Below are 20662 nucleotides of genomic sequence, written 5' to 3' on the forward strand. Positions count from 1 at the left end.
CCCCGCGCCCCCTACCGGACGGAGCCCGGGCGCTACATGATCGGGTCCGGCTCCCTCGCCAGGTCCGCCGCGCCCACCAAACCGGCCTTGTTACCGAGCTGGGCGGCGATGACGTCTGCCACCGGGCGCCAGTTCCCGCCGACCAGCCAGCGCTTGTAGGACTTGCGGATGGGGTCGAGGACCAGTTCACCCTCGTCCGAGAGGCCGCCGCCCACGATGAAGGCGGAGGGGTCGAAGAGTGAGGCGAGGTCCGCGAGGCCCGCGCCTGCCCAGCGGGCGAGTTCGCGGTACGAGTCCACGGCGACCGGGTCGCCCTGTCTCGCCGCCATCGAGATGTGCTTGCCCTCGATCCCCTCGGGGGTTCCGTCGCCCAGCGAGAGGAGGATCTCCGCGTTCTCGGGGGTGGCGTTCGCCCGCTGCTTCGCGTACCGGACGAGGGCGCGCCCGGAGGCGTACTGCTCCCAGCAGCCCTGGCTGCCGCAGCCGCAGAGGAGGCCGTCCGGCACAACCCGGATATGGCCGAACTCGGCGGCGACGCCGAAGTGGCCGCGACGGAGCTTGTTGCCGATGATGATGCCGCCGCCCAGGCCGGTGCCGAGCGTGATGCAGATGACGTTGCGGTGGCCCTTGCCCCCGCCGAACTTGTACTCGCCCCAGGCGGCCGCGTTGGCGTCGTTCTCCACGACGACCGGCAGGCCCACCCGGCGCTCGACCTCGTCCTTCAGCGGCTCCTGCCGCCAGTCTATGTTCGGCGCGAAATAGACCGTGGAACGCTGCCGGTTGACGTACCCTGCAGCGCCGATGCCCACGCCCACTATCTCGTGCCCGGCCCTGGCGCCCTCGACGGCGGAGGCTATGGCGTCCACGATGGCCTGCGGCGTGCTGGGAGTCGGCACCTTGAAGGTCGAGAGGATGCTGCCTTCCTCGTCGACCACGCCGGCCGCGATCTTCGTGCCGCCGATGTCGACGCCGATGGTGAGTCCCATGAATCCCTCAGTTTCGGTCGAGCCCCGCTACGGCCAACCGTACCCGAGGCCCTGCCGTCGACTTCCCGTCGTCCGCCCGGAGGGCGGGCCCGGCGCGGCCTGGTGCGTGCAGCTGCAAGGCGGAGGAGGGAGTCGACGCGATGGGGGTCCCCCCGCGCGAGCTCGGTTCGAGCGTGGGGGGAGTCGGCGAGTGACGACAACGCCGCTGGGGGTCCCCCCACGCCCTTAAGGCAGTGGGGGAGTGCGTGCCAGGCCGCGCCGGGCAGGCGGGAAGCCGACGGCAGGGCCTCAGGGGCCATCAGTCCAGGTCGATGTGTTCCCCGGGACCGGAGTCCTCGTCGGGCCGGTTCGGGGGCCGGTCCTGGGTCCAGCGGCGCTCCTGCGACTCGACGGCGGAGCGGTACGCGGCGAGCAGCTCGTTACCGGCCGCGGCCAGGTGGTCGAAGAAGTCGGGGTTGCGCTCGATCACCGGCTCGACGGCGGCCTTGGCCTGCTGCACGACCTGGTTCACCATCTGCTGGGCGGCACCACCGGCCACGGCACCGAGCAGCGGCGACTGCAGTCCGGACAGCCGGTCGGTGACGGTGTCGAAGAACTTGCGCAGCTCCTCGCCGGCCGAGCCCGGGGGCGGGCCGTACTGGGCGCGGCGACGGGCCTTCTCGGCGGCCAGGTCCTCCGCGCAGGCCGTCGCCCAGGCGTCGGCATCGGTCGCGTGCACCTCGTTGCCGTGCACCTTCTCGAGCGCGTCCTCCGCGCCGTCGGACGTGGGGCGCTCATCGCTCATGGCGGACTCCAAGCATTGGCTCTGTGTCTCTCGACGTTACCCGAACGGGGATGTGCCGTTCACCGTCTCGGGCGGCCAAGAATCCCGTACGGACAAGGACTCGGCCAACGTACCGGCGTCACGGTCACATTCCCCGCGGCCACAGCTCCGGGTCCGGTGCGAAACGGATGCGCAGCTCGCCGTCGCGCAGGGCGGCACCTTGCACGGTGCAGCGGCGGAGGGCCGACGGGAGCGGGACGATGCGGTGGAACGGGCCGACGGTGACGACGAGTTCGTCGCCGCGCCGGATGAGGTCGAGGTCGTCCCGTACCGCACCGGGCAGCGGGATGTGCCAGACGATCACACCGTCGGTGGCGAGTTGGTCGGTCATCGGCCACTCGACCGGGCGCGGGGCCTGGCCCGCGTCCGGCACGGTCAGCGCGGTGAGGTCGTCGGTGCCGCGCGGATCGTGGCCGAGGTGCGGCACCTCACACACCTCGTACGTGTCCCGCCACTCGCCCAACGCCTTGCGCTGCTGGGCGGCGAGGCCCGCGAGCCAGGTGTCGGGGGACGCGTCGGGCAGGACGCGGTTCGCGACCAGGGCGTCGGCGCGCAGTCCGCGCAGAGCGAGGCCGGTGGTGGCGGCGCGTACGGCGTCGGTGCCGGCCGGGCCGGGCTCGGCGACCAGGCGTACGGTCGTCGTCCGGTCCGCCAACACCGCCGCTACGGCGGCGAGTTCGAGGTCCCAGCGGGCGGCCGTCTCGTACAGCCGGTCCGCGGGTATCGGGACGCCGACGAGACGGCCGAGTACGGGGCGCAGGGCGCGCGCCGCCTGGCGCTCCGCGGGGAGCAGGCGGCTCAGGTAGCGGCGCAGTTGCTCCGGGAGCGCGAGGAGGGCGAGTGCCTGGGGGGTGGGGGGCAGGTCGACGATCAGGAGTTCGTACGTGTCTGTCGTCGCCGCGTCGCGCAGGGCGCGCAGGAGGGCGAGTTCCTCGGCGCCGGGGAGGGGGGTGAGCTCCTCCGCTTCCAGGCGGGTGGCGCCCAGCATGTCCAGGGCGGAGGCGGCCCGTTCCTGGAAGGCGAGGAGGTCGTCGCGGAAGTCCTCGCCGGAGTCGGGGCGCCAGGTTGTCAGGTGCGGTTCCGCATCCGCGGGGGTTGGGCCGGTGGGTTTGCCCAGGGCGGCGCCGGGGGTGTCCGTGCGGTCTGCGCTCAGGAGCAGGGTGCGGGTGCCCTGGCGGGCGGCTTGGAGCGCCGTGGCCGCGGCGACTGTGGTGCGGCCGGAGCCGCCGGGGCCGGTGATCAGGACTGTGCGCATGCGCTCCGCTCGGGGTTGCTTGGTGTGCGGCCTTGCTTGTGACGGCACCCGGTGCTGGTGGGCTGTGCCCACCCTCCCCCACTCTCGACTTCGCTCGAGCGGGGGGACCCCCGTCGCCCTGCGGAACGTCTGCCCACAGCGGTACAGCGGTAGCAGCGGCTACTCGCCCGTCTCTACCCTCTTCTTCAGGCCCGCCAGCGCCCTGTCGATGATGACCTTCTCCGCCTTGCGCTTGATCATGCCGAGCATGGGGATCTTGACGTCGACCGTGAGCTTGTAGGTGACCTCGGTGGCGCCCGAGCCCGCCGGCTTCAGGATGTACGAGCCGTCGAGGGACCTCAGCATCTGGGACTTGACGAGGGTCCAGGAGACCTCGTGGTCGCCGGTCCAGGTGTAGGCCAGGGTCTGGTCGTCCTTGATGGCGCCGGCGTCCATGACAAGGCGTACCTGCTCGGCGCGGCCCTGCTCGTCGCTGGCGAGCACCTCCGCCTCCTTCACCTCGCCGGTCCAGTCCGGATAGCGCGCGAAGTCGGCGATCACCCCCATGACATCGGCCGGTGCCGCCTCGATCGTGATACTCGAGCTGGTGTGTTCCGCCATCGTCGTGGCTCCTCCAGATGCGGGTCCGGACAAGAGGGGTGCTTCTCGGTGCTTCTCAAGGTTCTTACCTGCGTATGCAGCGTGAAGGCTACCGCGTGACAGCGGGCCATCCGTCGCCGGGAGCCCTCACCACTCCAGAACCCACGGCTTCCCGGATCCCGCGAAGTGCCCGACGTTGACGCACTCGGTCGCCCCCAGCCGCATCCGCCGTACCAGCGGCTGGTGGACGTGCCCGAAGAGGGAGTACCGCGGCCGGGTCCGCCGGATCGCGTCCAGCAGCGCCCGGCTGCCCCGCTCGAAGCGCCGCGCCACCGTGTCGTAGACGAGCTCGGGGACCTCCGGCGGGATGTGCGTACAGAGGACGTCGACCTCGCCGAGGGCCTCGATCTTGGCCGCGTACTCCTCGTCGCTGATCTCGTACGGCGTCCGCATCGGCGAGCGCAGGCCCCCGCCGACGAAGCCGAAGGTCCAGCCGCCGATCTCGACACGCTGCCCGTCGAGCACGGTGGTGCCGGGTCCGGCATACTCGGACCACAGGGTCGGCATGTCGACATTGCCGTACGTGGCGTACGTCGGCGTGGGGAAGGCGGCGAACATCTCGGCGTACTGCTTGCGTATGGCCTTCTCGATGGCCGAGCCGCGGTCGACGCCCGCCCAGAGCCGGTTGCCGAACTCGCGTGCCTCCTCGTAGCGGCGGGCGGTGCGCAACTCGACGATGCGGTCCGCGTTCTCGGTGCCGAACAGGTCGGGGAAGATGCCGCGCGAGTGGTCGGCGTAGTCGAGGAAGAGCACAAGGTCGCCGAGGCAGATCAGGGCGTCCGCTCCGGTGCCGACTCTGGCCAGGTCACGGGCGTTTCCATGGACGTCGCTGACGACGTGGATCCGCGTCCTGGGGGTGCCGCCCTGTGTGCCTGCCATGGCGATCAAGGATAAGCCTGTGAAGCAAACGTGTGTAGACGCGGTCGGACCTGCGATGACTTCGTGGGCCGTAACGGATTGGACTACGCTCGCAAGAGAAGGCCCGCACACGTGACGGCGTTGTGACGCGGGGAACATCTCCCCGGCCCCCCTGTCGTAGAGGTGGTACCGGCGGGTAACGTCCGGGTAGTCCCGTTGTACTTAGGGTTTCAACAACTGAATCCCCTGAGTACCCGCCCGAGCCTTGGACCGCTCCGTCGCAACACACGAGGTCGTGGCGTCGGCGCCCTATGAGGAGCAGCAGTCTTGCGCGAGTTCAGCCTTCCGGCTTTGTACGAGGTCCCTGCGGACGGCAATCTGACCGACATCGTCCGCAGAAACGCCGCGCAGCATCCGGATGTCGCAGTCATCGCCCGCAAGGTGGGCGGCAGTTGGACGGATGTCACCGCGACCGTGTTCCTCGCCGAGGTGCAGACCGCCGCCAAGGGGCTGATCGCCTCGGGGGTGCAGCCCGGCGACCGGGTCGGCCTGATGTCCCGTACGCGCTACGAGTGGACGCTGCTGGACTTCGCGATCTGGAGCGCGGGCGCGGTCACCGTCCCGGTGTACGAGACGAGTTCGCCGGAACAGGTGCAGTGGATCCTCGGTGACTCGGGCGCGACCGCCTGCATCGTGGAGCTGGACACCCACGCCGCGTCCGTCGAGTCGGTGCGCGACCGGCTGCCCGAGCTGAAGCACGTCTGGCAGATCGAGGCGGGCGGCATCGAGGAGTTGGGCCGCGCGGGCAAGGCCGTCGCCGACGAGACGGTCGAGGAACGCAGCTCGCGCGCCAAGGCGGACGACCCGGCGACCATCGTCTACACCTCCGGAACCACCGGCCGCCCCAAGGGCTGTGTGCTCACCCACCGCAGCTTCTTCGCGGAGTGCGGCAACATCGTGGAGCGGCTGCGGCCCCTGTTCCGTACGGGCGAGTGCTCGGTCCTCCTCTTCCTGCCGCTCGCCCACGTCTTCGGGCGGCTCGTGCAGATCGCGCCGATGATGGCGCCGATCAAGCTGGGCACCGTACCGGACATCAAGAACCTCACCGACGAACTGGCCTCGTTCCGGCCGACGTTGATCCTCGGTGTGCCGCGGGTCTTCGAGAAGGTCTACAACTCGGCGCGCGCCAAGGCGCAGGCGGACGGCAAGGGCAAGATCTTCGACAAGGCGGCGGACACGGCGATCGCGTACAGCAAGGCGCTGGACACCCCGTCGGGCCCGTCGCTCGGTCTGAAGATCAAGCACCGGACGTTCGACAAGCTCGTCTACAGCAAGCTGCGGGCCGTTCTCGGTGGCAAGGGCGAGTACGCGATCTCCGGCGGCGCCCCGCTGGGTGAGCGGCTCGGGCACTTCTTCCGTGGCATCGGCTTCACGGTCCTGGAGGGCTACGGACTGACCGAGTCCTGCGCGGCCACGGCCTTCAACCCCTGGGACCGGCAGAAGATCGGCACGGTCGGTCAGCCGCTGCCCGGCTCCGTGATCCGGATCGCGGACGACGGCGAGGTGCTGCTGCACGGCGAGCACCTGTTCAAGGGGTACTGGAACAACGAGGGCGCGACCGAGGAGGCGCTGGCCGACGGCTGGTTCCACACCGGGGACATCGGCACGCTCGACGAGGACGGGTACCTGAGGATCACCGGCCGCAAGAAGGAGATCATCGTCACCGCGGGCGGCAAGAACGTCGCTCCGGCCGTGATCGAGGACCGTATCCGTGCGCACGCGTTGGTCGCAGAGTGCATGGTGGTGGGCGACGGGCGGCCGTTCGTGGGCGCGCTCGTCACCATCGACGAGGAGTTCCTGGGCCGCTGGGCCGACGAGCACGGCAAGCCGGCGGGCTGCACCGCGGCGTCACTGCGCGAGGACGCGGACCTGCTGGCCGCGATCCAGTCGGCGGTCGACGACGGCAACGCCGCGGTGTCGAAGGCGGAATCGGTGCGGAAGTTCCGCATTCTGTCCTCCCAGTTCACGGAGGAGTCGGGCCACCTGACGCCGTCCCTGAAGCTCAAGCGGAACGTGGTGGCGAAGGACTACGCGGACGAGATCGAGGCGCTCTACCAGAAGTAGCCGACCCCGGTCGTACGACGGCTCATGGCGCGGTGTCCTCCACGAGGACCCGCGCCATCGTGCGTTCGGCGAGCGCGGTGATCGTCACGAACGGGTTCACCCCGATCGACCCGGGAACCAGCGAGCCGTCGGTGACGTACAGCTTCGAGTACCCCTTCACCCGGCCATAGTTGTCGGTCGCCCTGCCCAGCACGCAGCCGCCGAGCGGGTGGTACGTGAAGTCGTCGGCAAAGATCTTGCTCGCGGAGCCGAACAGGTCGTACCGGTAGATCGTCGAGTTCGCGGAGTTGATCCGGTCGAACAGCTTCTTGGCCATGGAGACGGAGACCGCGCTCTGGGCGGCCGTCCAGCCGAGCCTCACCCCGCCGGTGCCGCTGTCGTACGAGAACGACGCCCGCTGCGGGTTCTTGGTGATCGCCAGATAGAGGCTGACCCAGTGCTCGAGGCCCGTGGGCAGCGGGGCGATCTCGGCGAAGACGGGGTTGGCGGTGTTGGCCCAGTCGTCGATGCCCATGACGGGCATGGTGGACTGGTTGGCCCCGACGGTGTCCCACAGATGGTTGGCCCGCCCGAGCATCACGTTCCCGTTGGTCCCCCAGCCGCTGCCGACGCTCGCGTCCAGGGCGGGAAGCGTCCCTGTCTCCCGCGCGCGGACGAGGAGTTCGGTGGTGCCGAGGCTGCCGCCTCCGAGGAAGAGGTACGTACAGCCGTACTGCTTGGTCTCGACGACCGTGCCGGTGGCGTCGACGCGGTCGGCGGTCAGGACGTACGTGCCGTCGGCGGCCCGGTCGATCTCGCGCACCTTCTCGAGCGTGTGGATGGTCACGTTCCCCGTCCCCAGCGCCGATGCCAGATACGTCTTGTCCAGGCTGCGCTTGCCGTGGTTGTTGCCGTAGATCACCTCCTGGGCGAGCGCCGACTTCGTCGCCGTACCGGCCGCCTCGCGCTGCATGTGGCCGAAGTCGTAGACGCTCGGCACGAAGGTGGTCCGCAGGCCGGTGTTCTGGGCGTGTTTGCGGGACACCCGCGTGAACTGGTACCACTCGGTCGACTCGAACCAGGCGGGGTCGACGGTGTTGACGCCGAGCATGGAGCGGGCGCGCGGGAAGTACGTGCCGTACATCTCGTTCACGTCCACGGTGGGGAACTGCTCGGCGAAGTACGACTGGAGCGGGGTGACCGCCATGCCGCCGTTGACGAGCGAACCGCCCCCGACGCCCCGGCCGACGTACACGGACATGTCGGCGAAGCGCACGCGGTCCAGGACCCCGGGGTACGGGCTGATGTCCTTGTTGACCACGTCCAGCCACAGGAAGGTGGCGAGCGGCGCCTCGGTGCGCGTGCGGAACCACATGGACCGCTGGTCGGGGGCGGCCGTGGAGCAGAAGACCTTACCGTCGGAGCCCGGCGTGTTCCACAGCCGACCCATCTCGAGGACGATCGTGCGGATGCCGGCCTGACCGAGGCGGAGGGCGGCGACGGCACCGCCGTAGCCCGAGCCGATCACGATGGCGGGAGCGTTGTCGACGGCGGCCGGTTCGGCGGCCGACGCCGACTGCAGACCAATGCGGGTGAGACCGGATGCGGCAGCGGTCTGGAGGGCCACCATGCCCAGGATTTGACGTCTTGTCAGCTGATGCTGCATCAGTTTTACTGTCATGTGCGCAGCATGTGCGGATTTTCCGGTTCCGCCTAGGGTTGCCGCTACAGCAACGTCCTCAATTTCTCCGCCAGCAGATCCCAGCGCCATCTCTCCTCGACCCACTCCCGCCCCCGCTCCCCCATCCGGCGCCGGAGCTCCGCGTCACCCAGGAGCGTGACGATGCGGTCCGCTGCCGCCTCCGGGGAGCCGCCTCGGACGACCCAGCCGGTCTCGCCGTCCAGCACGGCGTCCGGCGCGCCACCGGAGTCGCCCGCCACCACCGGCAGACCCGTCGCGGAGGCCTCCAGGTAGACGATGCCCAGGCCCTCTACGTCGAGCCCGCCCCGGCGGGTGCGGCAGGGCATGGCGAAGACGTCGCCCGCGCCGTAGTGGGCGGGGAGTTCGGACCAGGGGACGGGGCCGGTGAAGTGCACGGAGTCGGCGACGCCGGTCTCGTACGCGAGTTTGCGCAGCTCCTTCTCGTACGGTCCGCCGCCGACGATCAGCAGGACCGTGTCCGGCTCCTTCGCGAGGATGCGCGGCATGGCGAGGATGAGCGTGTCCTGGCCCTTGCGCGGGACGAGCCGTGAGACGCAGACGACGACGGGGCGGTCGGTGAGGCCGAGGCGGGCCCGTACGGCAGCTCCGCCCGAACCGGGGTGGAAGGTCTTCTCGTCGACGCCGGGCGGCAGTTGGACCATACGGCCCGCCGCCCGGGGCGTCAGCGCGGCGGCGATCCGTGAGCGGGTGTACTCGCCGAGATAGGTGATCGTGTCCGTGGACTCGCCGATACGGCGCAGGAGTTGACGCGAGGCGGGCAGCTGGGCCCAGCCCGCCTCGTGGCCGTGCGTGGTGGCCACAAGCCGCTCGGCGCCGGCCTTCCGCAGCGCGGGCGCCATCAGGCCGAGCGGAGCCGCCGCCCCGAACCACACCGACGTACAGCCGTGTTCCCGCAGCAGCCCGACGGCCCGTCGCGTGGCGTCCGGCGTCGGCAGCAGCATCGTCGTGCGGTCGCGTACGACGGTGAAGGGCTGCTCGGCGTCGAAGGCGGCGGTCGCCTCGATGCCGTCGCGTCCACGTTTCCACGTGGACGCGTAGACGACGAGCTGGTCGGGGTCCAGGCGCAGGGCCATGTTGTGCAGGAAGGCCTGGATGCCGCCTGGTCGGGGCGGGAAGTCGTTGGTCACGATCAGGGTCTTGTGCATCGCGCTCGACAGTATCGAACCCGCCCTGGACCGGCGCTCACGGCTCCGCCCGGCCGTGCTTCATTGGCCCGCTCACAGTCGAGCAGGCCATCATGGCCCTACGCGGGATCCGTACGAAGAGAACTGGGTGGCCATGGCGGGCTCGAGGGCGACAAGGATTCCGTACGGGCTGCTCGCGGTCTGGTGCCTGACCAGAATCCTGCTGCTCCTCTTCGTCTTCAAGGTGGTCGTGTTCCCGGGCCCGGACGTCACGAGCGACGTCTCGGGGATCTACCAGGGCTGGTACCACACCCTGCGCGCCGGCACCTTCCCGCTGAGCGACGTGGCCTGGCAGTACCCGCCCGCCGCCGCGCTCCCGATCCTCTCCCCCGCGCTGCTGCCGTTCCTCGACTACGCCTCGGCGTTCTTCGTTCTCGCCTGTCTCGCGGACCTGTGCGTCCTCGGCCTCCTCTGGTACGCGAGCCGGCGTCCCGGCCAAAGCCCGCGCGGCGCCTGGGTGTGGACGGTGGGCGTCCCCCTGCTCGGCCCGACGGTGTACGCCCGCTATGACGTGATGGTGACGGCCGTCGCCGTGGCGGCGCTGCTCGCGGGCCTGCGGCGGCCACGGCTGCTGGGCGCGCTCGCGGCCTTCGGCGCGCTCCTGAAGGTGTGGCCGGCGCTGCTGCTCGTGGGCACCACGAAACGGAAGCCCTGGGACGCCGCGGCGGTGACGGCCACGTCGCTCCTGTTGCTGTTCGCCGTGATGCCCGGCGCGTTCGCGTTCCTGACCTCCCAGCGCGACCGGGGCACCGAGGTCGAGTCCGTCGGCTCCCTCGTCTTCCACGTCGCCCGGCACTACGGCTGGGAGGGCGAGGTGAAGCTCAACTACGGCTCCGTGGAGTTCGTCGGCCCGTACGTCGGCGTCGTGAGCACCGCGGCTCTCATGCTGACCGTGCTCGCCTTCGGCTGGCTTCTGCTGTGGCGGCTGCGCGCCGGGCGGTTCGCGCCGCACACGCTCGCGGACGCCGCGTTCGTGGCCGTGCTCCTGTTCACGGTCACCAGCCGGGTGATCAGCCCGCAGTACCTGGTGTGGCTGATCGGCCTCGCCGCCGTCTGCCTGGTCTCCCGCGACAGCCGGATGTCCCTGCCGACCGTCCTGCTGCTCGCGGCGGCCTTCCTTACGGTCCTGGAGTTCCCCCTCTGGTTCGGCCATGTCGTGGCAAGCGACGCCCTGGGCATCACCCTCCTCTTCGCACGCAACGGCCTGCTGATCGCCGCGACGGTCATCGCGGCGCTGCGCCTCTGGCGCGACACGGTGCCGTACGCGCCGCCGGCTCCGGAGCCCGGTCGGGCGCCCCGCACCGAGGAGCTGATTCAGCCGAGTTGAGACCGCAGATACGCCCGCCACCGCTCGGTGAACTTCTCCGGGGTCGTATCCAGCACCTCCCGCATCGCGGCCTGAACCGCGCCCTCCCGCGTCCCGTGCGCGCCCACGGCGCGGTAGAACTCGCCGAGGCGCACCTCGCCCCACCGTTCGGCGATCAGCCGGCAGGCCGTCCAGCCGGCCTCGTACGCCTGCGCCAGCTCGCCCGCCTCCCCGTCGAACTCGAAATCCGTGTCGGCCGGGAGCCCGCCGGGCATCCGCCCCTCGCGCACCGCGCTGCGCAGTTCGGGGGCGACCTGTGCCGGACTGCGGCCGGTGCCGCGGTAGCCGACCCAGTCCGCGTAGCCCTCGGAGAGCCACAGGGGGGTCGCCGCGGTGGTCTGGGCGCGGGTCGCGACATGGGTGGTCTCGTGGGTGAGGACGACCTGCCGGCCGAAGGCACCGAGGACGGCGTACGCATCGGGGTTGACCACGATCCGGTCCGCGGGCGCCTGCGCCGCGCCTCCCGCCTCGCCGGTGGTGACCGCCGCGATCCCCCGGTATCCGGACGCGGGCGCCCCGAGCAGCTCCGCCATCTCCTCCAGCGACTTCGGTACGAGGACGACGACCCGCCCCGACCACTGATCGCCCCACGCCTCCCGCACCGCGGGCACCGCGCGGTCGGCCAGTTCCGCGTACCCGCGCAGGGCTTTGGCCGTCTGCCCGACACCGAGGACGAGGCTGTGCTCCCCGCGTACGACCTCGACGGCGCCCTGCTCCCACAGCTGCTCGCCGGCGTCCTCGGCGGGCCGGTCGGAGGCGACGTACCAGCGGCCGTCCGCGTGTCTCAGGCTCAGGGTGCGGGCGGCGACGAGGGGCGCCCTGTCGTAGCCGGCTATGCGGTAGCGGAGGTCCGCTTCGGCCGTGGCGCGGTCGCCGGAGCGGTGGAGGCCGGTCACGCGGTAGGACCAGGACGCCAGCGGCAGGGCCCGTAGCCGCTCGAACTCGGTGCGGGCGGCGGCCCGTTCACCGCTGGGCGCCTGGGTCGCGACGTACGCGCTCTCGCTGTCGTCGAGCACCGCCCGCGCCCGCCGGTCGAGCAGCCGCTGGACGTCCGTGGCCGCGGTGTCGGAGCCCGCGGAGCCGCAGCCCACCAGACCGGTCAGCAACAGCCCGACCATCCACCACGGCGCACGCCTACGACCAGCCACGGGTCCCGATCGTACGGGGCCCGTGCCGCCGGGTCAGGGGCGCGTCACGGACAAGATCGGCATCATGCCGACGGGGTCGTAGCGCACGGGAGCGCCCGGGTAGGGCGCGTGGATCACCTGTCCGTTGCCCATGTACATCCCGATATGGCTGGCGTCGCTGCGGTAGGTGACCAGGTCGCCGGGCTGCGCCTGCGAGAGCGGCACCTGGCGTCCGGCGTACACCTGGGCCTGCGAGGTGCGCGGCAGACCGACGCCGGCCTGCGCGTACGACCACTGCACGAGGCCCGAACAGTCGAAGCTGGTGGGCCCGTTGGCGCCCCAGACATACGGGCGGCCGACGGCCGAGCGGGCCGCGGCGACGGCGGCTGCCGCACGCGCGGAGGGCGGGACGGTGCCGCCGAGGTCGGGGACGCGGCCGGAGCGGGAGGCCCGGTCGTAGGCGGCGCGCTCGTCGTCCGGCAACGCGCTGAGGAGCTGCCGCGCCTTGGCGAACTTGCCCTCGACGGTGTGCTTGTGGCGGGCCACGGCGGCGCGGCTCTGCTCCAGTTCGGCAAGGTCGCGGGTGGCTTCTTCGCGTTCCTGGGAGAGATCCCGCATGGCGCCCCGGAGGGCTCCGGCCTGGCGGGCGCTGATCCGGTCGAGTACGGCCGCCTTGTCGAGGTAGTCGTCGGGGTCGTCGGAGAACATCAGCGCCAGGGTGGGGTCGAGGCCGCCCGAGCGGTACTCGGCCCCGGCGAGCGAACCGAGCGCGTTCCGCATGGTGTTGATGCGGTCCTGCTGGCGGGCGATCCGGTCCTGGGCGTTGGTCACCTTCTTGCGCAGGGTGTCCGCGCGCTCGTCGGCCTTGTTGTGCGCCTTGGTGGCCCACTCGGCCTCCGCGTACAGCCGGTCCACCTCGGCGCGGGCGTCCTCCTGCGGTGTGGTCGGTTCGGCGCCGGCCGGAATGACACCGAGGGTCGCTGCCGCGGCGGACAGGACGCAGAGGGTGGCGCTGCGGGCGCCCCGGTCGAGACCGGATGGTGCGGGACGGCGATGTGACCCCATGGGAAGCCGCTCTCCCTTCCGCTGACGGACCCCCTGAGTCGGGGGAAGCGCGCCAGACAGTAGCCGCACGATCACGCAGCGAACAAAACCCCCGGCGTGCACACACCGTGACGCCCCGCCTCAGACGCAGGTCATCGGCGGGGCGTACGGTCGGTGGGGGGCGGCGGAATTCCCCCGTTCGGCCGGGGGCGACCCAATCTCAGGCTCCCCTCTCAGAAGCCTTGGTGAAGTCCGGTGCGGTTACCGCGTCCAGTAAGTGGCGCGGGGCTGCGACATATGCGGCTGGCGCCGCGTGGGAGCGACCAGCCCTCACCGGCCCGCAGCCTCATCACTGCACTTCCAGCGGAGCGCTCAGCGCAGGTGCCGCTCGAAGAAGGCCATCGTCCGCTCCATCGAGTCCGGCCACCGCGGCACGAAGGTGTGCCCTTCACCGGCGTACTTCACGAACTCGACGCTCTTGCCCGCCGCCTCGAAATCGGCGACCGTCCGCTCCGACCAGGCGATCGGGCATGTGTCGTCGGCGGTGCCGTGGTGGAGCAGCAGCGGCTCGGTCACGCGGTCGACGTGGGTGAGCGGCGAGATCTGCTCCCAGAACTCCGGGTTCTCCTTGGGGCTGCCGTGCTTCGCCTCGATCTCGGCGACGATCGGATCGCCGTTACGGCGCTGGAAGTGGTCGAGGTTCTCGGCCGGACGTGAGCTCACGGGCGCGAAGACCACCGCGGCGTCGACGAGGCCGGGTGCCACCACCATCGTGTTGTAGACGACGCCGCCGCCCATCGACCGTCCGAGCAGGCCGATCCGGTCGCCGTCGATCTCCGGACGGCCGGACGAACGCAGGGCCATGACGGCACCGATGACGTCCTCGGTGTAGCCGAGGCGGAGGTTCACGTCGTTGTCGGCGTCCTTGTCGGAGCCCGCGTGGTTGCGGTAGTCGGTGTGCAGGACCACGTAGCCGTTACGGGCCAGCAGCTCCTGCTCCCGGGCCAGTCCGCGACCGGTGGTGTAGACGGCCGGGTCGATGTAGCCGTGGGCCAGCACCAGTGCCGGGAACGGGCCTTTGCCCCGGGGGATGTTCATGAGGCCCGAGATGGTGAGCCCGTTGGCCTCGTACGTGACGGTGTAGCTGGTGTAGGCATCGGTCCGGGCACGCACGGCGCCCAGCCGTAGGTCGGAGCCCTGGTGCTTGCGCTCGATCAGGCCCGGGATCGACACGGGATTGGCCGGCGAAGGGCTCGGACTGGGCGTCGCGCTGGGGGATTTGCTCGCGGCGCGGGTCGACGCCGGTGGATTCGTACGGGCGGCATCGTCGCCGTCATCGCTTCCGGTGCAGCCGACCGCCACCGCCAGGACCAGTGCCAGCCCGGCGGAGATACGGGCCGTGCCCTGTGACCGCATGCGGCCCAGTATCCCCCATCGGACGCGGGTGACGGCGCCTTACGGGGGATCCTGGCGGCCCAACTGGCCCTGGAATCAGACGCGTACGCCGAACTGGAAGCTACCGATGGTGCTCATGTCCTCGTAGCGGACGACGGTGCCCGGCTTCGGGGCGTGGATCACCTGGCCGCCTCCCGCGTACAGGCCGACGTGCGCCAGGCTGTTGAAGAAGACCAGGTCGCCGGGCCGGAGCTCGCCGCGGCCGATCTTCGTGCCGTCGTTGTGCTGCGTGTACGTGGTCCGGGTGATTCCCACCCCGGCCTGGCCGTAGGCCCACTGGGTCAGCCCGGAGCAGTCGTAGGAGTTGGGGCCGCTGCCACCGGAGACGTACGGCTTGCCGAGTTGAGTCTCGGCGGCGGCGAGGGCGGCGGCACCGCGGCCGGAGGCCGGCTTCTCGTTGCCGAGGTCGACGCGGTCCCCGGAGGAACGACTGGCGCGCTGCTCCTCGGCGGCGAGCGCTGCCTTCTCCTGGGCGGTCAGGGTGTTGAGGAGCTTCTGCGCGTCGGCGAGCTTGCTCTGGACTTCCTTCTTCTTCTTGGCCAGGGTCTCGCGGGTGTCGGCGAGATCCTTGAGCTTCTCGGCGGCTTCCTGGCGCTGCTGAGCCAGTGCGCGCTGCTTTTCCTGGACCTTCTTGAGCGTCTCGACCTGCTGAGAGCTCAGCTGGTCCATCGCGGACGCCTTGTCGAGGTAGTCGTCCGGGTCGGAGGACAGGAACAGCTGCACGGAGGGGTCGATGCCGCCCGTGCGGTACTGGGAGCTGGCCATCAGGCCGAGGCCGTCGCGGAGTTCGTTGAGATCGCCCTGGCCGCGTGCGACCTGGTCCTGGAGGGTGTCGATCTCCTTCTCCAGCTTGTCCTGCTTCTCCTTGGCGCCGTTGTACTTGTCGGTGGCCAGCTCCGACTCGTGGTAGAGCTTGTCGACCTTGGACTTGACCTCGTCCTTGCTGGGCTTTTCGCCGGGCGCGGCGTTGGCCGCCTGTGAGGTGAGGGCCACGGCAGCAGCGGCGGCGGTGGTGAGCACGGTCACGCGGGTGCGGCTCGGCTGCTTAGGTCGACGGTGGGACGCCACGTGGGCGAGCTCCTTCATTACCTCAGCCGCCACCGAGAACACCGGTTGGCGGTGCCCCTCCACCGTCACTCCCAATGAGTGATCGCCCGAGCGGAGGTTCGAGGCCAGACCTTAGTGATCCTCCTGTGATCAGATCAAATCCTTGCAGGAAAAATCTCGGCTACCGAGCGTTTTCTTTACTCCGAACTCACATGCGGTAATACACGCTTGACACTACGTTGCGTGAAGATCATATCAATTCGGGCAAGCAGCACAGAGGTTGCGGTTGGGACCTATGGTCCTCATGGGGCGTACGCCGCAGAAGCTCCGCCCTGCTGGAGACGGCCGGGGCGCCTTCCCCGAACGGCCCGGCTCAACCCCGCGAAAATCGCTTGAGCAGCACCGCGGAAGCCACCGGCCGCGCGCCCGCCTTGGCCACTCCGTCGGCCACCTCGCGGTCGGTCGAGACGACGATGACGGGCCGCCCGGGCGGCTCGGCGCGTACCAGCTGGCGGATCAACTCATCAGCGGTGACGCCCGCTTTGGAGAACAGCACCCGTACGCCGCGCGGCGGCGCGAGCAGCACCGGGGCGGCCAGTTCTGCCCCGTCGAAGACGCAGGTGACCTCGGCGCCGGTCTGCGCGGCGAGCTGCGAGAGCTGGCCGAGGAGGCGCAACCTCTGCTTTTCCAGCGGCATTTGGGGATAGCCGGTCTTGGTGACGTTGTAGCCGTCGACGACCAGATGCGCCTGCGGCAGCGCGAGCAGCTGGTCCAGGATCGCGGGATCGTTCTCGGACAACGCGCGGGCGGCGATGTCCTTCGGGGTCATACGTCCTGGTTCGACCGCGTCCACGGTCTCCGCGGGCCGCACCGACACGGGCGGCAGAGCGAGCTCGCGCCGCAGTCCCTGTGCCGCGTCGAGCACGGTGTCGAGCAGCAGCCGTACGCGCATGTCCTCGACGCTGCGGCCCTCCCGCGCCGCTCTGCGAGCGGCCTCCAGGGCGGCCTCGGTCTCCCCGAGCCGTGCCTTCAGCCGCCGGCTCTCGCTCTCGGCGGCCGACACCTGGGCCTGCCCCTCGGCCCGTACGGACTCGATCTCGCCCCGTACCTTCCGCAGGGCGGCCTCGCCGCGCTTGACGTCGCTGAGGGCCGAGCGCAGCTTGCGATGCAGCGACTCGGCCTCCTTCTTCGCCGACTCCAGCTCCGTACGCAGCCGTTCGGTCTCGGCCCGGGTCTGGCCGCGGGCCTCGGCGAGCTCCTCGCGCAGCCGCTCCAGCTCGGCGCGGTTCTCCTCGTCGGCGCGCTCGGCGTCCGCCCGCTGGGCCTCCTCGCCCGCGGCGGTCACCAGCTTCACCCAGCCCATGGGGCGGAGCACATAGGCCGCGGCCGCCACATCGAGCGGGTCCGCTGCCGGGGGCGGCGAGCCCGAGTCGAGGGCGCCGCAGAGCTCCGGCTGGGCCTCTCTGAGCCGCTCACCGATCCGCTGCCGGAAGAGCGGATCGGTCTCCAGGGCCGCCGCCATGGCGTTCCCCGCGAACTTGGCGCGGCGGGTCGGGGTGAAGCGGGCGTACTGCCGCAGCTGGGCGGGCAGTTCGGCGACCGTCAGTCCGCCGAAGCCGTCCGAGACTATCTGTACGACTCTGCGGCGCACTCCGTCGGGCATCGGACGGTCGAGCACCTCAGCGGCGCCGTCGGCCGGCTCCCCGCCTGTGGTCTCCACCATCGGTCACCCCAATACCTCGACGGGGCCCGCTCCCTCAGGAGCCGGCGCCCGGCCTGTCCACCAGTTCCACCTGATCCACCGCGTTGCACCAGCGGCAGCGCACCGACTCGATGGTCTCACTGACCACCTCCCGCTCCTCGACCTTCGGCTCACCGGCCAGATCGAGGTGCACGTACTCGACGACCTTCGACGAACGGGTCACGTCGAAACGCGTGAGATTGCCGCAGAGCGTGCAGCGCCACCGGGTCTCGGCGGTCGGCAGGGGAACCGTCATCGTCGCAGTCGCTCTCTTTCGTCGGTATTTCGTGACGCTGTCTTCGTGCGCTGTCTTCGTGCCGCGCCGGGCAGCCCCGGAGCGTGTTGGCTCGTAACCCTACGGCCTGGCGTGTAGTCGACGCCCGTCACCGGGGAACGGCGAGGCACTCTGTGCTGTCTGGTCCGGTTACGTCATGATCTGGTCATGATCGGCAGCTGGGGTGCGACCGTCGTCCGTGCGGCCCGGAATCAGTCCGCACCGGTGACCCACTCACTGATCACCCTGTGCTGTCTGATCTTCCTGGTCGGCCCGGCCTCGGGGCTCAACCCCGCGTACGGCACCGGTGACGAGCTCCTTTCCGCGCAGCGGGCCTATTTCGAGCGCTGGGGTGTCGTGCCCGTCGAGTTGTTCAGCGGGGCACCGCGCGCCGCCGTCACCCCGGCCACGGCGCTCTTCGCGCACGGCAGCTGGCTGCATCTCCTCGGCAACATGCTCTTCCTCTATGTCTTCGGTGGGATGGCCGAGGAACGGATGGGTCACATCCAGTACGCCCTCTTCTACGTGGGCTGCGGCTGCCTTGCCCTGCTGGGCTACGCGGCCGCCCACGCCGACTCCGGACATACCCTGGTCGGCGCCTCCGGTGCGATCTCCGCGGTCCTCGGCGCGTTCCTTTACCTGTTCCCCAAAGCCCGGGTGACCAGTCTCTTCCCGTTCCTGTTCTTCCTGCCGCTGCGGTTCCCGGCCTGGGTGGTCCTGCCGTTCTGGGTGTCCCTCCAGTGGCTGGCGGCGACCCGCGAGATGCCGGGTCCGGGGGTCGCGTATCTGGCCCACTTGCTGGGCTTTTCCTTCGGCTTCGGCTACGCCTGGGTGCGCTGTGCGCGGACGGCTACAGTGAAATCCCCAGCGAAGGCCACCGAGGGAGAAAACCAGCCGTGATCACCGCGATCGTGCTCATCAAGACCAGCGTGGACCGGATTCCTGAGATCGCCGAGTCGATCGCGGCGCTGGAGTCCGTCAGTGAGGTCTTCTCCGTGACCGGTACCTACGACCTGATCGCCATGGTCCGGGTGAAGGCTCATGACGATCTGGCGGACATCATCCCCGGGCAGATCAGCAAGATTCCGGGGGTGGAGGCCACGGACACGCATGTGGCGTTCCGTACGTACTCGCAGCATGATCTTGAGGCCGCGTTCGCCATCGGGCTTGACAGCTGACGGTCGTCATGGCCGCCGGATGAAGAGTTCCTCATCTTGGGCTCATCCTCAGTGACGGGTTCCGCCCGGAGGATCTGAGCCATGAGCTTCTCTCATCGCATCGCAGCCCTCGCAGCCGTCGTGGCCATTCCGCTGGGGATCGCCGCGACCAGTTACGCCCTGACCGACAGCCCGGAGTCTCCCAAGGTCCCTGCCAAGGTCGAGCTCGACAAGGGTGGGACGCCCTCGGGGACCCCCTCGAAGAAACCCACACCCAGTGACGAGGTCGTCTCCCGGCCTCCGGTGACCGACGACGACAACGACGACGACGGCGGGGCGGGAGCCGGGACGGACGACGGAACAGGTGGCAAGACGAACGGCGGCGGAACAGGTGGCGGGTCAGACGACGACGGGCCCGGCGACGACGACGGCCCCGGCGACGACGGCTGAGCCCGTTCCCGTACGCCGGTGGATCACGGCCCGGGTCCGCATCCTGCTCTGGCTGCTGCTCGTGACGGCGGTCGCCTTCGCGGCGGTGGCCATGACCACCCGCTCGATCCTCCTGCGCGACGTCGACAACCGGGTCAGCCGGCTGCTCGCGCAGGAGACCGGTGAGTTCGCCAACTTCGAGACCCGGGGCAGGGATCCGGAGACCGGTCGTCCGTTCACCGATCCCGAGCGGCTGCTGGAGGTCTTCCTGGAGCGCCAGTACGCCGACCCCGACGAGGAGCTGATCGGGCTGATCGGAGTGCCGAACAAGGAGCCCGTACAGCGCACCCAGCCACGCGAGATCAACGTCCGCCTGCCCCTGCACGACGACCTGGAAGCCCGCCGCCGCATCTTCGAGTCCCCGGACTCCACCGGTACGCTGCACCGCGCCTCCGGAGAGATCCGCTGGGCCAAGGTCGCCGTCGCCCGTTCCGGCGGCGAGCCCGAGGCCGCCTTCGTCGTCGCCTTCCACCCCGGGCGCGAGCAGGACCGCGCGAACGAGGTCTTCCGCATCCTGCTGGCCATCTCCGGGGTCGCGCTGGTGATGACGACGGGCATCGGCTGGGTGGTGGCCGGGCGGATCCTCAAGCCCGTACGCCTGGTCCGTACCGCCGCCGCGCAGCTCACCGAGCAGGACCTCACCCGGCGTATCCCGGTCCAGGGCCGGGACGACGTGGCCGCGCTCGCCGAGACGTTCAACGCGATGCTGGACCGCCTGGAGCGGGCCTTCGCCGCCCAGCGGGAGTTCGTCGACGACGCGGGCCACGAGCTGCGTACCCCGATCACGATCGTGCGCGGCCACCTGGAGCTGATGGGCGACGATCCGGCCGAGCGCGAGGAGACCGTACGTCTGGTCACCGACGAGCTGGACCGGATGAGCCGGATCGTCGAGGACCTGCTGCTGCTCGCCAAGGCCGAGCGCCCCGACTTCGTGACCCCCGAGCCCGTACAGCTCGGCGAGCTCACCGCCGACGTCTTCGTCAAGGCCCGCACCCTCGGCGAGCGCCGCTGGGAGCTGGCCGAAGTCGCCGACGGCGAGGTTCGCCTCGACCCGCAGCGCATCACGCAGGCGATGGTGCAGCTCGCGCAGAACGCCGTACAGCACACGACTCCCGGCCAGTCCATCCGCATCGGCTCGCGCCTCACCGGCTCCCGCATCGAGCTGTACGTCGCCGACTCGGGGCCCGGTGTGCAGCCGCAGGACGCCGAGCTGATCTTCGAACGGTTCCGCCGGGGCACCGCACGGCGCGGCGCCCGCGGCTCCGGCGCCGGCCTCGGCCTGTCGATCGTCCGGGCCATCGCCGAGGGGCATCGTGGGCAGGTGGAGCTGCGGGACACCGAGGGCGGCGGGGCCACCTTCGTACTCGTACTGGAAGAGGAACGCACATGAC

General features: G+C 70.4%; 19 protein-coding genes. 6 read left to right on the forward strand and 13 right to left on the reverse strand.

Annotated elements, in window-relative coordinates:
* Positions 1–32: 32 nt before the first annotated feature.
* The 5 genes from ACYVO6_RS09860 to ACYVO6_RS09880 form a co-directional block, all read right to left on the reverse strand.
* Positions 33–986, reverse strand: a complete 954-nt coding sequence (locus ACYVO6_RS09860) for an ROK family glucokinase (protein ID WP_461059446.1) — start codon at positions 984–986, stop codon at positions 33–35.
* A gap of 298 nt (positions 987–1284) precedes the next feature.
* Positions 1285–1770, reverse strand: a complete 486-nt coding sequence (locus ACYVO6_RS09865) for a DUF5304 domain-containing protein (protein WP_461059448.1) — start codon at positions 1768–1770, stop codon at positions 1285–1287.
* A gap of 124 nt (positions 1771–1894) precedes the next feature.
* Complete coding sequence (locus ACYVO6_RS09870; RefSeq protein WP_461059450.1) at positions 1895–3064, reverse strand: ArsA family ATPase; 1170 nt, start codon at positions 3062–3064, stop codon at positions 1895–1897.
* 159 nt (positions 3065–3223) lie between these two features.
* Positions 3224–3664, reverse strand: a complete 441-nt coding sequence (locus tag ACYVO6_RS09875; RefSeq protein ID WP_461059452.1) for an SRPBCC family protein — start codon at positions 3662–3664, stop codon at positions 3224–3226.
* Between the two features lie 126 nt (positions 3665–3790).
* Positions 3791–4582, reverse strand: coding sequence for a metallophosphoesterase family protein (locus ACYVO6_RS09880; RefSeq protein WP_461059454.1), 792 nt, complete (start codon positions 4580–4582; stop codon positions 3791–3793).
* A 306-nt stretch (positions 4583–4888) separates the two neighbouring features.
* Between ACYVO6_RS09880 and ACYVO6_RS09885 the strand changes: the two genes are divergently transcribed.
* Entirely contained in the window at positions 4889–6685 is a 1797-nt protein-coding gene (locus ACYVO6_RS09885) for an AMP-dependent synthetase/ligase (RefSeq protein WP_461059456.1), read from the forward strand.
* A gap of 22 nt (positions 6686–6707) precedes the next feature.
* Here ACYVO6_RS09885 and ACYVO6_RS09890 read toward each other — a convergent pair whose 3' ends face one another.
* Together ACYVO6_RS09890 and ACYVO6_RS09895 are read right to left on the reverse strand one after the other, a co-directional pair.
* On the reverse strand, positions 6708–8330 hold the full coding sequence (locus ACYVO6_RS09890) for a GMC oxidoreductase (RefSeq protein ID WP_461059458.1): 1623 nt from the start codon (positions 8328–8330) through the stop codon (positions 6708–6710).
* 59 nt (positions 8331–8389) lie between these two features.
* The gene (locus tag ACYVO6_RS09895; protein WP_461059460.1) at positions 8390–9532 is read right to left on the reverse strand and encodes a glycosyltransferase family 4 protein; all 1143 of its coding nucleotides are present in this window, start codon (positions 9530–9532) and stop codon (positions 8390–8392) included.
* A gap of 133 nt (positions 9533–9665) precedes the next feature.
* Between ACYVO6_RS09895 and ACYVO6_RS09900 the strand changes: the two genes are divergently transcribed.
* On the forward strand, positions 9666–10898 hold the full coding sequence (locus ACYVO6_RS09900; RefSeq protein WP_461059462.1) for a glycosyltransferase 87 family protein: 1233 nt from the start codon (positions 9666–9668) through the stop codon (positions 10896–10898).
* Here ACYVO6_RS09900 and ACYVO6_RS09905 read toward each other — a convergent pair.
* The 6 genes from ACYVO6_RS09905 to ACYVO6_RS09930 form a co-directional block, all read right to left on the reverse strand.
* Entirely contained in the window at positions 10886–12085 is a 1200-nt protein-coding gene (locus ACYVO6_RS09905; RefSeq protein WP_461059464.1) for a hypothetical protein, read from the reverse strand. The two genes, ACYVO6_RS09900 and ACYVO6_RS09905, sit on opposite strands and share 13 nt — an antisense overlap.
* A 33-nt stretch (positions 12086–12118) precedes the next feature.
* Positions 12119–13129: a C40 family peptidase gene (locus ACYVO6_RS09910; RefSeq protein ID WP_461059466.1), complete on the reverse strand. Its 1011-nt coding sequence runs from the start codon at positions 13127–13129 to the stop codon at positions 12119–12121.
* 351 nt (positions 13130–13480) lie between these two features.
* Positions 13481–14524 (reverse strand): alpha/beta hydrolase family protein, encoded by a 1044-nt coding sequence (locus tag ACYVO6_RS09915; RefSeq protein WP_461059468.1) that lies wholly within the window; start codon positions 14522–14524, stop codon positions 13481–13483.
* A gap of 75 nt (positions 14525–14599) precedes the next feature.
* Positions 14600–15631 carry a C40 family peptidase gene (locus ACYVO6_RS09920; protein WP_461059470.1) on the reverse strand — a complete coding sequence of 344 codons (1032 nt, stop codon included), beginning with the start codon at positions 15629–15631 and terminating at the stop codon, positions 14600–14602.
* Between the two features lie 352 nt (positions 15632–15983).
* The gene (locus tag ACYVO6_RS09925) at positions 15984–17333 is read right to left on the reverse strand and encodes an NYN domain-containing protein (protein ID WP_461059472.1); all 1350 of its coding nucleotides are present in this window, start codon (positions 17331–17333) and stop codon (positions 15984–15986) included.
* A 34-nt stretch (positions 17334–17367) separates the two neighbouring features.
* Positions 17368–17607 (reverse strand): hypothetical protein, encoded by a 240-nt coding sequence (locus ACYVO6_RS09930; protein WP_033327390.1) that lies wholly within the window; start codon positions 17605–17607, stop codon positions 17368–17370.
* A 186-nt stretch (positions 17608–17793) separates the two neighbouring features.
* Here ACYVO6_RS09930 and ACYVO6_RS09935 point away from each other — a divergent pair, with 186 nt between their 5' ends.
* The 4 genes from ACYVO6_RS09935 (at position 17794) to ACYVO6_RS09950 (ending at position 20661) form a co-directional block, all read left to right on the forward strand.
* Complete coding sequence (locus tag ACYVO6_RS09935; RefSeq protein WP_461059474.1) at positions 17794–18525, forward strand: rhomboid family intramembrane serine protease; 732 nt, start codon at positions 17794–17796, stop codon at positions 18523–18525.
* Positions 18522–18803 carry an Lrp/AsnC family transcriptional regulator gene (locus ACYVO6_RS09940; RefSeq protein WP_356143061.1) on the forward strand — a complete coding sequence of 94 codons (282 nt, stop codon included), beginning with the start codon at positions 18522–18524 and terminating at the stop codon, positions 18801–18803. The genes ACYVO6_RS09935 and ACYVO6_RS09940 overlap by 4 nt, the downstream gene beginning before the upstream one ends.
* Before the next feature lie 81 nt (positions 18804–18884).
* A complete protein-coding gene (locus ACYVO6_RS09945) occupies positions 18885–19232 on the forward strand; it encodes a small secreted hydrophilic protein (RefSeq protein ID WP_461059476.1) in 348 nt (115 codons plus the stop codon).
* Between the two features lie 91 nt (positions 19233–19323).
* On the forward strand, positions 19324–20661 hold the full coding sequence (locus ACYVO6_RS09950; protein WP_461059553.1) for a sensor histidine kinase: 1338 nt from the start codon (positions 19324–19326) through the stop codon (positions 20659–20661).
* Position 20662: the final 1 nt, after the last annotated feature.

Source organism: Streptomyces pseudoechinosporeus (genome assembly GCF_054783935.1).